Consider the following 14,570-nt stretch of genomic DNA (forward strand, 5'->3'; position numbering starts at 1 on the left):
ATTAATTTTGCTCGTCTGTTTTGGTTGAAGAATTTGTTTCAGAGGATTCTTCCTCTGTTTCTGGGAATTGGCGCTGATCTAAGCCTTTCATCTTAATCAAGGCGCCAATAGCATCGGATTCAGGATCAACGAGAGGCTCTTCGGACTTATCTGGATCCTGCTCATCTTCGAGATCGGGCACTACCTCACCTAATTTTTCATAAAACCAGGCAGCCACAATTTCCATATGAGGTATCAAGCTAGACTCTCCCCACCACTTATCTTTTGGTACAGGAGTAAACTGCTTCAGGCCTAAGACCAATAAAGCAACAATCAACACTCCCCTGAGGGCACCGAAGAACATACCGAGTAAGCGGTCCATGCCGCTCATACCGGCCGCATCAACCATACGTCCAATAAGATAGTTAATAATGCCAGCAACCACCAAAGTAGCGATAAAAATCGCAGCCCATGATACTCCAAGCCTTATGCTATTGGTTTCAATATGATCAACAAGTAGTGTGGAAAGAGGCTCGTAGAAAAATTTTGCAAGGAAGAATGCTGCAATCCAGCCAGCTAAAGAAAGAGCTTCTCGCACAAAGCCACGTAACAGACTGATTAGCGCAGATACGCCAATAATCGCCAAAATGACCCAATCAACCCAAATCATTAAAGAGAGTGCCTCGTAGAATTCAGTGCGCATTTTACCAGAGCATGAGGCTCAGCGGAATAACCAATGAGAGCTTTCTCTGTCATTTCAAGATTTTAGTGGTGTTGGGCATCGAACTCGATAAGTTTCACCGGCGTACCAATAATCTCTTCTAAACCAGGCTGACGCTTCTCTGCAGCGACTTCATCAGGGTATGGGCCAACATAGACTCGCGTATACTCACCGCTCATTCGATGGTAAGCACGGTACCCCTGAGTTCTTAATTTAGACACCAGACCAAGCGCATTATCCTTATTCGAGAAAGAGCCAATCTGAATCACCCAAGCCTGCTCTTGAAACCTTGTTTGCTCAGTCACAGGTGCTTGTTTTTCCTTCTCCGATTCCTCAACAGGCTGTTTAACCACATTTTCTGATGATGTCACGTCAGTATTTTCTGGCTGTGACGTCAGTTCAGAACCTGTTTCATCGACTGATTTGGAGGCGTCCGCCGCTATCTCTTTAGCCGGCTTTTGCTGAGGCGACTCTTCAGGACTTTGAGAGTTCACAGGGTCCGTCTCAGCAGGAGCACTGCCCTCTTTATCCGTTGTCCCCTTTGATTCTTCAACAACCGCCACGCTAGCTTCTGGTTCTTCGATAGCTTTTTCAGGCTCGTCTTCTTTAAGATTTATAGTGAGAGTTCCACTATCTTCTGTTGCAGTCGAAGGTGAGTTTGAGGTGTTATGTAAAGCAGAATCTTGAGGGATCTGAGTTTCTATATCAGCCCGATACTTCTCACTATCTAAAATCATAGGTAGGAAGAAAACAGCTAACGCCAGAATAACACAAGCGCCTACTAAACGATGTTTAAGTTTTATATCCACGCAAAACCTTCTTTATTCCACTTATCAATAAACAAGCCAACTGTTACAAATGAGCCAAAAACAATCAATGCCTCAGAGGGTTTAAGGCATGAATGAGTGACACAGGACTCATTAAAATCATCGAGCGATGAGTAACATTTAGCGTTATTTTGCGCTATTTTTGGAAGTTTTTGCAACAGTTCCGCTGCTTTTTTACCGCGAGGCTCTGGCAAGTCAACCAAATTCCATTGATCGATAGCAGTCATCGCCTCTAAACAGGACGCACTATCTTTATCCTGTAGCATACCGCATAAGGCAACAATTCGTTCTACTCCCGAACGTTTCAGCTCAAGTAACTTACGATTAAGTAAGTTTGCCGAATCCTCATTATGAGCCACATCCACAATCACTCTGGGCTGTTGCGATAACTGCTGGAAGCGCCCTGCCAACGTCAGGGTCTCGAAAGCCTTATAACAAGCCGCATAAGACAATGCTTTACCCAATAACTCCTGATAAACATAAGCGAAGGCTGTTAATGCTGCTGCCAGATTGGGTAGATACAAGTCGCTCAGGGGCAACTCATGATAATCGATGGCTAATGAGTTACCGCTGTAGCTCCAATACTTCCGGTCTAACGTAGCGGAAAAGTCACGGCCAGCCACCCAGGGTATACAACCTATCGCCTCGCAGCTGGGCTTTAACAAAGTTTCTATCCCTGAATCAGCAATAACCAAAGGTTTATTTTTCCTCGCTACTCCAGCCTTTTCACCAGCAATGGTCTCGAGGTTATCCCCTAGCCAGTCTACATGATCCAGGCCAATGGAGGTGATCACGGCTATATTCGCATCCACAATATTAACCGCATCCAGTCGGCCACCAAGGCCAACTTCGAGTACAACGAGATCCAGCTCTAAGTGTTTAAAAACCCACAAGCCGACCAACGTGGTAAACTCGAAATAAGTTAGTTCGATATCCTGTTTGGCTTCATAAACCGCCCTAAAACCTTCAACCAATAGTTCATCAGAACAGTTCTGACCATCAACCTTAATGCGTTCATTAAAAACCACCAGGTGCGGTGATGTGTAGGTACCTACGGAAAGCTTATGACTCAATGCCAACGCTTCAATCGCAGCAACGGTAGAGCCCTTACCGTTAGTACCAGCGACGGTAACGAATTTTGCAGAAGAACTGAGTAAGTCTAATCGCTTGGCAACAGTCGCTGCTCGCTCTAAACCAAGCTCAATTTTATGAACTGAGTGAACTTGCTCTAACCAAGCAAGCCACTCATCAAGTTCGTCAAATAACAGAGGATTGTCAGCGGATGACAAGGGAGGAATCTCTGTTAAGCTGCCGGTTCGTCAACTTTAAGTAACTTAGCCGCCAGCGAAGCAACTTTATCTCGCATGTCGCGACGGTCAACGATCATGTCAATCGCTCCATGTTCCAGCCAGAACTCACTTAAACGGAAGCCCTCAGGCAATTTTTCACGGATCGTCTGCTCAATAACACGTTGCCCCGCGAAACCAATCAACGCTTTTGGCTCTGCAATATGGATATCACCCAGCATTGCCAAACTTGCTGTAACACCGCCCATAGTTGGATCCGTCAGTACAGTGATATAGGGTAAACCACTATCCGACAGTTTTGCTAATACCGCACTGGTTTTCGCCATCTGCATTAAAGACACCAAGGCTTCCTGCATACGAGCACCACCACTGGCGGTGAAACAGACAAACGCTGCACGCTTTTCAATGGCTCGGTTAACCGCTCGCACAAATTTCTCACCAACAACCGACCCCATCGAGCCGCCCATAAATTCAAAATTAAAAGAACAAGCGACGACAGGTACGCCTTTAACAGTACCTTCGAAAGCAACCAAAGCATCATTCTCTTTGGTCTTCTTTTGTGCTCCAGAGAGACGATCTTTATATTTTTTAGAGTCGCGGAAGCGCAGCATATCAACAGGCTTCATATCGGCTGCAATTTCTTTACGACCATCTTTATCCAGAAACAAATCTAACCGCTTACGAGCGTTGATTCGGATATGGCTATTACATTTCGGGCAGACTGACTGATTACGCTCAACTTCAGCATAATACAATACTGCCTCACAGGCATTACACTTGCTCCAAACGCCTTCTGGAATTGATTTCTTGCGTTCACCATCCGGGTTGCGCTTCGGTAATAATCGTTCTAACCAGCTCATATTCTGTCTTAATTCATATCACAAATTTAAGTCGTTGCATTGTAACAGGTTTCACCCCAAACGGAACAGACTTCTGGTAAAACCACTTTCAAGCTTCAGGTAAAAATATCGGACCAATTGGCAATCTTGGCAAGTCATATTCGTCGGGGTAATCGACACCAACAAGATACAAGCCGTTTGGGCTCGCTGTTGCTGGCGCCAAGGTCCGATCTTTCGCCTCTATTAGCTCCTTAACCCAACTGGCGGACTTAAGCCCTCGCCCCACCTGAATTAAAGTACCAGCAATGTTGCGCACCATATGGTGCAAGAAAGCATTAGCTTTAATATCAATCACCACATAATCGCCAAAACGTTCAACCCTGAGATGATTAATAAAGCGAAAAGAGGTCTTGGACTGACAACTGGCCGCCTGAAACGAAGCAAAGTTCTGCTCACCTGGAAAATACCGACAAGCCTCATTCATCGACTCGACGTTTAATCTCTGTCGACACCAGGTGAGGCCCTTGTTGAGGATAGCTGGGCGGGCATGGGTATTGGCAATAATATAACGATAGCGCCGGGCTGTAGCGCTGAAGCGGGCATGAAAATGTTCGGGGACCTCCTGCGCCCACCTGACTGCAATGGAGTCAGGTAACTGAGTATTAGCTCCCATGGTCCAGGCTTTTAGTGGTCTTTCCGCACTGATTTCAAAACTGACCACCTGACCAGTAGCATGCACGCCCGTATCCGTACGTCCCGCACAGTTCACCTGAACTGCTTCATCTGCAATATTGCTTAACACACCTTCTAATGTTTCCTGAACCGAGACGGCATGGGACTGTCGCTGCCAGCCAAAAAAACGACTGCCATCGTACTCAATGCCTAAAGCAAATTTCATAATCTTTTTACCTGATATGTTATTAATATCATTGGCCACTTACAAAAACACCGGGTTAAATACCCGGTGCTTTTAAACTGTCTTGAGTATTACATCTGCGATAATAGTTTGTCAGCCTCTGCTCGCTGTTCGCTATTACCTTCTTGTTTTACCTCTTCAAGAATATCTCTTGCCGCTTCATCATCGCCTAACTCAAGATAGGCTTTAGCTAAGTCAAACTTGGTAGCAGCATCATCTGCGCTCAAGCCCTGGTCAGCAGCAGAGCTGTCAGGCGTATCGTTACTCGTACTGTCATCTTCCTGAGTTACCAGTTCCTCATCATCCTGGCTGGTCGTAAACTCAATACTGTTATCACCACTTGCTGAGTCAGCTGATTCAGAAGACGGCTCTTTTACCTGCTCTTCGAAATCACCTAAATCTAAATCTAGTATGTCACCGTCATCAGACTCAACTTCATCCATATCACCAACAGTGTCGACATCCGTTGTACTGGACTCTAATTCATCGCTTAAATCAAGATCGACATTCTTATTATCACCATCCTCACCGAAAATATCGCCTTCACTCGGCAAGTCAAAATCAGATGACTCTTCAACATTCATCTCTGGTTGCTCTTCGACCAAGAGACTGCTCAGACTGGCAACTTTCAAACCTAATGTCGAGTCATGATCAAAATCAGCTGGTAGCTCATCTTTCAGTTGGTTGAACTTTTCAACGTTCTGAGAACTCGCCACCACTTCCATTAATTTGACACGAATATCCTGATTATATGGCTCAGCGGCTAACGCATCTTCCAGTAAACTTTCTGCTTTTTTAAGGTTTCCACGAGCAATTAAAATATCTGCTTCACTTACAGGATCTGACTCTTCCTGAGGTGCCTTCATGCCCTGCCCCTGTAAGAAAGAATCATGTTTATTTTGCTGCTTAGACTCATTGGCGTCGGCCATCATGCCCAGCAAACCACCATCATCCTCTACCTGATGGTTACGACGATAAATCAAACCACCACCAATAAGCAGCACCAATACTAGGCCACCACCAGCGTACAGCCAGAAGTCATCTGACTCATAAAATGCTTTTTCTGAGTTCTGCTGCAGCGTATTCGTTGTGTTTGGCTCAGATTTTGCAACTTCAGCATCATCTTCTTTAGCTTCCACCGCCGCTTCATCAGAGCTCCCCACAGTACCAGCTTCGCTTTTTTCAGTCAGAGTTTCAGCTTCGTTAGTATCGGCTAATTGAGGCTCTGCATCGCCCAATCTGCCTTCTTCAACCTTATCGGCGGAACCGGATAATACCGATAATGTTTCATCCTCAACAGCAAGCCCATCGCCTGACTCACTATCAGTCGCTGATAATTCAGAGTCAAAGTTCGATGCTGTACCATCCCCATCAGAGACCAGTGAACCACTATCGTCAGCATCACTTGCAGTTAACTCCTCATCCATAGCGCCTTCTAAATCACTGCCTCCAGACTGCTCGGATGAACTTTCTTCCACACTGGCGATACTCAGACGACCACCCTGACCTTCTGTCTCTTCAACCTCGGTTTCTTCAATACTTTTACGCACATCGAGCGGAGCGTCATTAGTAACCGTTGAGCTCCGAATCTCACTGACTGCCGCCGCTTGAGACACGTCGCTGATGACATTGCTCTCAGGAACCTTCAAGACAGCCCCCGCTTTTACGCGGTTCATGTCATTATTAATAAACGCACTTGGGTTATTGTGGAAAATAGCTAACAATGTTTGCTGCACCGAAACCCCTTCTGGACGCACGGACTGGGCAATACTCCATAACGTTTCACCGCGCTCAACGGTCCAGTTATCATCATTAAACTCTGCTGAAGAAGCTAATTGGCGCGTTTCATCTGTAATATCAGGTTGCTTAGGCTCTTCTTTTTTAGGCTTGCTCTTTGGCTTCGGAGGAGTGTCAAAAGTTCTGGACACTTCCGTCGGCTGTGACGGTTGAGTTGCCGTCACCTGTTGTCGCTGAGTTGTTGGTGTCGTTTTCGGTCGAGGGGTTGGCGTTGTTTTAGCAAAAACAGGAGGGTCAAGTAATAAAGTATACTCTCGCATCAAGCGCCCCTGCGCCCAATTCAGCTCGATTAAAAAGTTAATAAAGGGCTCTTTAATCGGATCACGGCTCTCAACCAGAATCACTTTGCTACCGTCGTTTTTGGTAACAATCTTGAACCTTAACGTATTATGGTAAGCCTCGCGACGCACTCCGAACTTACTATAAGACTCGTATGAGGCAAGCTTTGCCCGTAAATCCTCTTCACTCACATTACGTGATGACAAAAGCGTAATCTCAGCTTTCAATGGCTGATTCAACCCCGAATCGGCATCAATCTTGCCTAAACCTAACGGCCAGGCCGATGGTGTGATTAGCGCAGTTGATACAGCAACCGTAGCAGCTAATTTACGAAACATAACTTTCCCCTCATTGATAAAAACCGTTGATACTCTGACTTTTTCCTGACGTTCAACTTTTTAATGTCTCAACTTTTAACCAGCGAACTTACCATAGTACATCGTTAACCTTACAAAATAGGCGCGGCTATACACTTGTTTTGATAAATGCCTCACAAAAAAACAACTGAAAACCTGAGTGCTGTTCTCGCAGGACACTTCTAATGCAACGCCGCATTTAAGAATGTACTTTAACTTTTCGCTCGTTAGGTACTAATTTTGCTACTATAAATGACTTTTTACAAGTATCTCTGCAATTTGTACTGTATTTAATGCCGCTCCTTTACGCACATTGTCGGAAACCACCCATAGTGCAAGACCATTTTCCATGCCTATATCCTGGCGTATTCGACTGATAAATACGTCGTCTTTTCCACTGGCATGAGTAACCGCCGTGGCATAATCCAGCTGGGCCATGTCATCGATCACCGTAATGCCTTCGGCACGTTCCAGCAATTCTTTGGCCTGTACCGCCGCCAGTGGTGCACGAGTTTTCAGATGCACCGCTTCAGAATGTCCGTAGAAAACTGGAACCCTGACAGCGGTCGGACTGACTTCAATACTGTCATCTTCAAAAATCTTCTTGGTTTCCCACACCATTTTCATTTCTTCCTTGGTGTAGCCATTCTCTTGCAATACATCAATGTTTGGCAACACATTAAACGCAATCTGTTTGTCATAAACATCCATCGTTGGCTCTTTGGCGTTTAACAGTTCAGCAGTTTGCTTGGCCAACTCGTTAATTGCTTTTTGCCCAGAACCGGATACCGCCTGATAAGTACAAACATTAATATGCTCAATGCCTACCGCATCCTGAATAGGCTTTAGAGCAACCATCAACTGCATGGTTGAGCAATTCGGATTCGCGATAATGCCGCGGTTCTTATAATCAGCGATACGCTCCGGATTAACTTCACTAACCACTAATGGAATATCCTCGTCATAACGATACTCAGAGGTATTATCAACTACCACACAACCAGCTTCGACGGCTTTTGGAGCATATTCACGAGAAACAGAACCGCCCGCAGAAAATAAGGCCACATCAACTTGTGAAAAATCGAAGTCAGCCAGATTCTCTACCATCACTGACTTGCCATTAAACATCACTCGCTGACCCGCTGAGCGTTCGCTGGCCAATAAATAGAGGTTCTCAACTGGGAACTGACGTTCCTCTAAAATTTCACGAATGGTAACGCCGACTGCTCCTGTAGCACCGACGATTGCAACATTTGCCTTTTCCAATTCTATGCTCCTTAAAAGACAATCAAATCAACAAACTCAAGACTAGTATGGCTATTTACGTTTATTCAACATGATCCAGACACGCATCACGACATAGCCCAAAAAGCCAGCTGCCATCAAATACAAAGCAACCTGGCCCCAAATTTCACTATTTTCAGCTGGGGTAAAGAACTTCAACAAAAAACCAGCAGCGAACGCGATTACTGCCAAAAACGATAACGACTGTAAGCGACGGTTCTTTCTAAGCCGCTGAAGGTGTGCAGCACGTTCCAGCTGCTCTTCTGTGCTACCTTTAAGTTTAGCACCACAGTGACTGCAAGACTCCGCTTTATTCGAAATTCTTTTACCACATACGATACATTGAATAATAGCCATAATATTGTCTCTTAATCTTTATATTTAATCTAAGAATCTAAGGTTATAAGTCTATTTGAGTGCCTTACTGGCAATTTCAAAGACGTCTTTCGACAGCTCTGGCATTTGTAATATTTCTTCCAGCTGCTCCCGCATCATCATTTGGCGCTTTTCATCAAATTTACGCCAGCGATTAAACGCTCCCGTCAAGCGGGCCGCCGTTTGTGGATTGACCGCATAAAGCGCCTTAATTTGACGAGCTAAATACTGATACCCTCTCCCGTCAGCCCGGTGAAACTGACTCGGATTAGCACTAGTGAAAGCGCTGATCAACGAGCGAACTTTATTGGGATTTTTCAGTTCAAACGAAGGATGATCCAGCAATGACTCAATTCTGTCAATGGTTTCATCGGCCGGATCAGTGGCCATCACGACCAGCCACTTATTAACCACCAGCTCTTCATTCTGCCATTTTTGGTAAAAGTCCTCGGCAACCGCCAGCTTATTCTCATAGTTTGAATGCACGATCAACTGTAATGCCGTACTGGCATCCGTCATATTATTGGCACTCCCCAGTTGCTTTAGTGCCAGCTGATAGACATCATCCTTCTCCAGAGCCATTAGATAGCTGAGACAGGTGCCTGCAATGGCTCTTCTCGAGATTGCCTCTTTATCCTGTTCAAAATCTCCCACATGATGATTGGTCTGATAATGCAATAACCAGTCGAGCTCCAGCTCCTGCGCCAACGTATGTTTAAGGTAGTTGCGCGCCTCAATCAGGTAGTCGATATCAATGGAGTCAACCTCTTCCATCAGTGCATTAATACTTGGGATCGTTAGAGCTAATGACTGAAACTGTCCATCCAGTGTCGTATTATCCAAAATATTTTTAACCGCCTGAATCACGGCATCACTGAAGAATAGCTCCTGCCCTGCTTCCAGTTTATCGCATAATTCGAAAATAACCTGACTGAAAAGTTCCTGCCCAGCCTGCCAACGATTAAAAGAGTCGGAGTCATGAGCGAAGAGGTAGATCAGGTCACCTTGTGAGTAGTTGTAATCAAGCTTGACCGGGGCTGAAAAGCCGCGTAATAGCGATGGGATCGCATTTGGCGGCACATCATCGAAGGTAACGCTCTGCTCTGTCGACTTGAGGTGAATAATATCACCCTCCACTTGAGCATCGTTATCACCCACTGTAATCGGTTTCAACTCAATATCTTGACCGCTATCATTAAGTAACCCTACCTTTACCGGGATATGAAACGGTTCTTTATCTTTTTGCCCGGGCGTATCGGGACAACTCTGTTTAAAGCCTAATCTTAAACGACGTTTTTGCTCATCATAAAAACTTCTAATCTGAACTTCCGGCGTACCAGCCTGCGAATACCAACGACGGAACTGCTGCAGATCATAGTGATTAGCATCTTCCATCGCTCGAACAAAGTCCTCACAGGTCACCGCCTGTCCATCGTGGCGCTCGAAGTACACATCCAGCCCACGCTTAAAGCCATCGCGTCCCAATAGTGTCTGATACATACGGATCACTTCCGCGCCCTTGTTGTACACCGTCACCGTATAGAAGTTATTCATTTCAATATAGGAGTCGGGACGGATCGGATGCGCCATTGGTCCAGCATCTTCAGCAAACTGGTGCGAGCGAATTACTTTGACATCTTCAATCCGCTTCACGCCATGATCGGTCTGATCGGCGGTAAACTCCTGATCACGAAAAACCGTTAAGCCCTCTTTCAGGCTCAACTGGAACCAATCACGGCAGGTCACGCGGTTACCCGTCCAGTTATGGAAGTACTCGTGGCCTATGACGCCTTCCACATCAATAAAATCGGTATCGGTTGCCGTATCCTGACTCGCCAGTACATATTTGGTGTTAAAGATATTCAGGCCCTTATTTTCCATGGCACCCATATTAAAATCACCCACCGCCACAATCATGTAGATATCCAGGTCATACTCCAGACCAAAGACGTCCTCATCCCACTTCATTGCTTTTTTCAGTGACTCCATTGCATGATGACACTGATCCAACTTGCCTTTATCGACATAAACCTCCAGACGGACCTCACGCCCTGTCATGGTCTGGAAATTGTCCGTTAATAAATCATAATCACCCGCACACAGGGCAAATAAATAACTCGGTTTTTTAAAAGGATCTTCCCACAGAGCAAACTGCTTACCCTCTTCTAACTCTCCGTATTCGATTCGGTTCCCGTTTGACAACATATGAGGAAACTCTTCCGCATCAGCCTCAATACGGACAATAAACTTACTCATGACGTCCGGACGATCCGGATAGAAAGTAATCTTACGGAAGCCTTCTGCTTCACATTGAGTACAATACTTGCCGTTGGATAAATACAGCCCTTCCAGACTGGTATTAGTCTCCGGTGAAATCTTGACCTGAATCGACAACTTAAACGAATCAGGAACCTTGAGAATCTCCAACCCCTCCTCCAACAGTTGATACTGAGACTCATCCAGCGGCTGCTCATCGATCGCAACCGACAATAGCTCCAGATTCACGCCATCCAGACATAATCGCTCGTCAGGGGCAAAACCAGCTCTACGCTGAACCTCCAACACAGACTCCACGACGGTTGCTTCTGGATTTAACTTAAAATTCAGATAAACACTCTGAATATCATAAGGGAAAGGCTCGTAATCGCTTCGGTAATGGACTTGAACTTCCTGTCTCAATGCTGCACTTTCCTGCTGATTCATACTGTCGCTCATGGGATTTCTTAAGGTTTCGAATAAGTTTTAAACAATAAAGTCCTGATTGTAGCAATCTTAGAGTAGATTCGATATAACAGAGTCCCAGAAGAGCACAAATAAGAAGACAAGAACTCAGGAAAAGTATGTGTCAGTGTAACCAATTATCCAATGTATTTGTCGGTAACGACGAAAACCACCCATTCGGCGAAACCCTGGAAGAACTCGAATGGGCACCACAGCGCTGGGCCACCCTGAACCGCTGCCCCGAATGCGGCCAGCTGTGGCATATTGATATCGCCAAACAGAACGACATCGGCGTCTGCGCCAAAATTCCAAGCCAGGGAGCCTGGCAGCAACTCGACACCACCAACCTCAAAATCCAGCTTATGGTCCAAAACCGTGGCGGCCTCAGCAACGAAACCTGCCACTGGAAACAATGCGACCAACGCTGCGTCAAAGGCCTCGCCTTCTGCCCCAGCCATGCCTATTTTGAGATGGATATAAAGCAGTGACAATTCGCACCTCTTTGTATAAAAGGAAAATATATGAAACTTTATAGATTTGAACCTCCCCAACTTTGCAGAATAGATTCTTTAAAAAACAATAAACTGTGGGTGGCTCAACCTGAATCCTTTAATGACCCTTTAGATTGTAATCTTACCACCAAGGGTTCCACTGACTTCAGTACATTCAAGGAAGAAAACATCCGAGATGCTACAAAACGTTTATATAAAAACTACGACTTATCGAATGGCTTATGGCTTCTTGATGCTAAAATAATTCAAGGTATCGAAACATGGGCTAAGGGTGAGGATTACACACCGCAAAAACCACACTTTTTATCACTAATAGAGAAGAGAGTTAATAAGTTTGGAGTTCAATGTTTTTGCAAAAATGGACTGACAAACCCACTAATGTGGGCTCATTATGCCGATAACCACAAAGGTTTTTGCATTGAATACGAATATAACCCTAGGGAGGTGGCTTGTTGTCAAGGCGGCAAATTTGCAATGTATCCCGTTTCATACACATCCAAACTGCCAAAGTTTAGTTTAAATGAAGTTGTTTTTGCTCCTAAAGAAATGACGGAAAAACTACTGGCTACAAAATCCACTCACTGGGCATATGAAAACGAATACAGACTTATTTACTTCCCCTGCAAACCACAAAATAATAAAAGTGGAGAACTAGTATCTATACCGACTGGTTTAAAAGTAACTAAAATCATCTCTGGTTTAAATTTTAAGGGAAATGAGGAAGTAACAGAAGACAAGCTGACAGAGATTGCCAAAGAACTGGAAATTGAGCATCTTAAAATTAAGCATTCGGAGTTAGACTATTCTTTGGAAGCAAAAAAAACCTATCCTTAGCAATCATAGGTTGGGACGAAGAATGAACCCTAACACTTTTACTAAGTTATTATTACTATTAAAAACCCAATTTAATGACTAGCACCCCATACTCCCCTTAAAAGTTAGCCTCAGGATTCAAAATTATCGGGCAAATTGGGCAGGACAGCCCAATTTAACAAAGACGAAACAGGGATGTTTCGTTTTGCGGCACGTTAATAGTTTTTAATCCTGAGGTTTACCCTTCAGGGTCTAACTTTCAGGGGCGATTTTTTTGGTTCGTTTTTTTGATCGTTCAAAAAATGAACATTAAGAATAACCTTTAATTATAGATCCCGGATGCCGTTACACTCTATCCGGGCTACGATCAAGTTATCTAAAAATGTGTATAAGAAACAGGATCAAGCCACGGGATGACGTTTGGTGCAAGCAAGGTAGGTTGGACTGAGTTTACGAAGCCCAACAAACTTTAAACTTACACACCATGTGTTGGGCTTCACTTCGTTCAGCGCCAACCTACGCTAAAGGTTACGGTCAGTTACCCCTAAAGTTAGCCGAATAAGGAAAAGTTATAGCGTAATTTAGTAGGTGACCGCAGGGAATCCCCTTGGGGGACAGCCCAAATTAGTCAAAAAAACAAGGCAAGCAATGCTCCTGGCATTGCTATTGCATTCCCCACCTCCTTGTGGGTCAGACGTTTCGTTTAGCGGCGCGTTAAGTAACTTTGACGAGCGAGGGAAATGCGAAGCATCGAACGATCGGGGTGCCCTTTCTTTTGGTTCGTTTTCTTTGGACAAGCAAAGAAAAGGGTAATAAATAATCAAAAAAATAAACCCAGGTTTATAAACTCTGAATCCAGCTCAAAATGTCAAAACGAGTAACAAAACTAAGCCCCACAAAAGACACATTTTGACACAAAACAATACCCTATCTTAACAATCAGCCCAGTACAATCAAACTCCTAACACAGAAACAATTCAAGGAAAAAGGGATGTTATTCAGTAATACATTTCAAGCAGCTTTATTCATACTGCTTACTACTACAGCGACTCTAGTTCAAGCAGAGGATGGCAAGTTAATACCTTACGCAAAAGTTGATGATAACTTTTATGTATTACTTTCTGATGTCGACGGCTCGAATGTGGGAGTCAATGTCGCTGAAAATGGACTCATTATTGTGGACACCATGCTGCCCAAGGCTGGCGACAAACTAACGGCTACGATAAGGGATATTTCTGATAAGCCTGTGAAATTCGTAATCAACACTCACGATCATATGGATCATACAGGCAACAATAAATACTTTTTGGAACTCGGCGCTACGGCGCTGACTCAAGACAACATTACGAATAATAAGCAATTAAAGGTGGTTACCTCGACTGCTGCCTCACACTCAACTAACGACCTCTTGGTCTATTTCCCTGACAACAATGTATTAATGATGGGCGACACCTTCACTAACAACTGGTATCCCACCTTTTGGACAGGTGGCCTTAAGGGACAAATTAATGTTATCAATAAAGCACTGGAGCTGTCTGATGAAGATACCGTTGTTGTTCCCGGGCATGGCTTTATCACCGATTCCAACGGACTGAAGCAATATAGAGATAATAATATTGAGTGGGTTAACCGAATTATGGAGCTACATGCGAAAGGTTTAAATATTGAAACAATAGTTCAAGATAAAGAGCTACACTCAATACTTGAAAAGTTCGCTAATGACGCTAGGCCAGTTGCTGATTTAGAAAGAGTCATGCAGCGCTTTGTAGAGAAAACAATCAAGATAGAACTTAAACTCGCTCAAAAGTAAGTAAACGTAGGGTGCATTACAACGCACCATTTAA

At 44.5% G+C, this 14,570-nt stretch carries 12 protein-coding genes; 2 read left to right on the forward strand and 10 right to left on the reverse strand.

Features of this window, described 5'->3' with window-relative positions; genetic code table 11:
• Position 1: 1 nt before the first annotated feature.
• The 10 genes from H7708_RS02680 to H7708_RS02725 form a co-directional block, all read right to left on the reverse strand.
• The gene (locus H7708_RS02680; RefSeq protein ID WP_235727477.1) at positions 2-649 is read right to left on the reverse strand and encodes a CvpA family protein; all 648 of its coding nucleotides are present in this window, start codon (positions 647-649) and stop codon (positions 2-4) included.
• Positions 650-744: 95 nt separating this feature from the next.
• A complete protein-coding gene (locus tag H7708_RS02685) occupies positions 745-1,509 on the reverse strand; it encodes an SPOR domain-containing protein (RefSeq protein ID WP_223668930.1) in 765 nt (254 codons plus the stop codon).
• Positions 1,500-2,816, reverse strand: a complete 1,317-nt coding sequence (locus tag H7708_RS02690; RefSeq protein WP_223668931.1) for a bifunctional folylpolyglutamate synthase/dihydrofolate synthase — start codon at positions 2,814-2,816, stop codon at positions 1,500-1,502. Before H7708_RS02690 ends, H7708_RS02685 begins: the two co-directional genes overlap by 10 nt.
• Positions 2,817-2,830: 14 nt before the next feature.
• On the reverse strand, positions 2,831-3,694 hold the full coding sequence (accD, locus tag H7708_RS02695) for an acetyl-CoA carboxylase, carboxyltransferase subunit beta (protein WP_223668932.1): 864 nt from the start codon (positions 3,692-3,694) through the stop codon (positions 2,831-2,833).
• An 88-nt stretch (positions 3,695-3,782) separates the two neighbouring features.
• Entirely contained in the window at positions 3,783-4,598 is an 816-nt protein-coding gene (truA, locus tag H7708_RS02700; protein ID WP_407929716.1) for a tRNA pseudouridine(38-40) synthase TruA, read from the reverse strand.
• 62 nt (positions 4,599-4,660) lie between these two features.
• Positions 4,661-7,003, reverse strand: coding sequence for a FimV/HubP family polar landmark protein (locus H7708_RS02705; RefSeq protein WP_223668933.1), 2,343 nt, complete (start codon positions 7,001-7,003; stop codon positions 4,661-4,663).
• A 264-nt stretch (positions 7,004-7,267) separates the two neighbouring features.
• Positions 7,268-8,287 carry an aspartate-semialdehyde dehydrogenase gene (locus H7708_RS02710; RefSeq protein ID WP_223668934.1) on the reverse strand — a complete coding sequence of 340 codons (1,020 nt, stop codon included), beginning with the start codon at positions 8,285-8,287 and terminating at the stop codon, positions 7,268-7,270.
• A 51-nt stretch (positions 8,288-8,338) separates the two neighbouring features.
• Entirely contained in the window at positions 8,339-8,662 is a 324-nt protein-coding gene (locus tag H7708_RS02715) for a hypothetical protein (RefSeq protein ID WP_223668935.1), read from the reverse strand.
• Between the two features lie 51 nt (positions 8,663-8,713).
• Positions 8,714-11,395, reverse strand: coding sequence for an aminopeptidase N (pepN, locus tag H7708_RS02720; RefSeq protein WP_223668936.1), 2,682 nt, complete (start codon positions 11,393-11,395; stop codon positions 8,714-8,716).
• Positions 11,396-11,538: 143 nt separating this feature from the next.
• Positions 11,539-11,859 carry a hypothetical protein gene (locus tag H7708_RS02725; protein ID WP_223668937.1) on the reverse strand — a complete coding sequence of 107 codons (321 nt, stop codon included), beginning with the start codon at positions 11,857-11,859 and terminating at the stop codon, positions 11,539-11,541.
• Positions 11,860-11,922: 63 nt separating this feature from the next.
• Here H7708_RS02725 and H7708_RS02730 point away from each other — a divergent pair, with 63 nt between their 5' ends.
• Together H7708_RS02730 and H7708_RS02735 are read left to right on the forward strand one after the other, a co-directional pair.
• A complete protein-coding gene (locus tag H7708_RS02730) occupies positions 11,923-12,747 on the forward strand; it encodes a DUF2971 domain-containing protein (RefSeq protein WP_223668938.1) in 825 nt (274 codons plus the stop codon).
• A gap of 970 nt (positions 12,748-13,717) precedes the next feature.
• Positions 13,718-14,536 (forward strand): MBL fold metallo-hydrolase, encoded by an 819-nt coding sequence (locus H7708_RS02735; RefSeq protein WP_223668939.1) that lies wholly within the window; start codon positions 13,718-13,720, stop codon positions 14,534-14,536.
• Positions 14,537-14,570: the final 34 nt, after the last annotated feature.

This window comes from Kangiella shandongensis (assembly GCF_020005365.1).
GTDB lineage: Bacteria > Pseudomonadota > Gammaproteobacteria > Enterobacterales > Kangiellaceae > Kangiella > Kangiella shandongensis.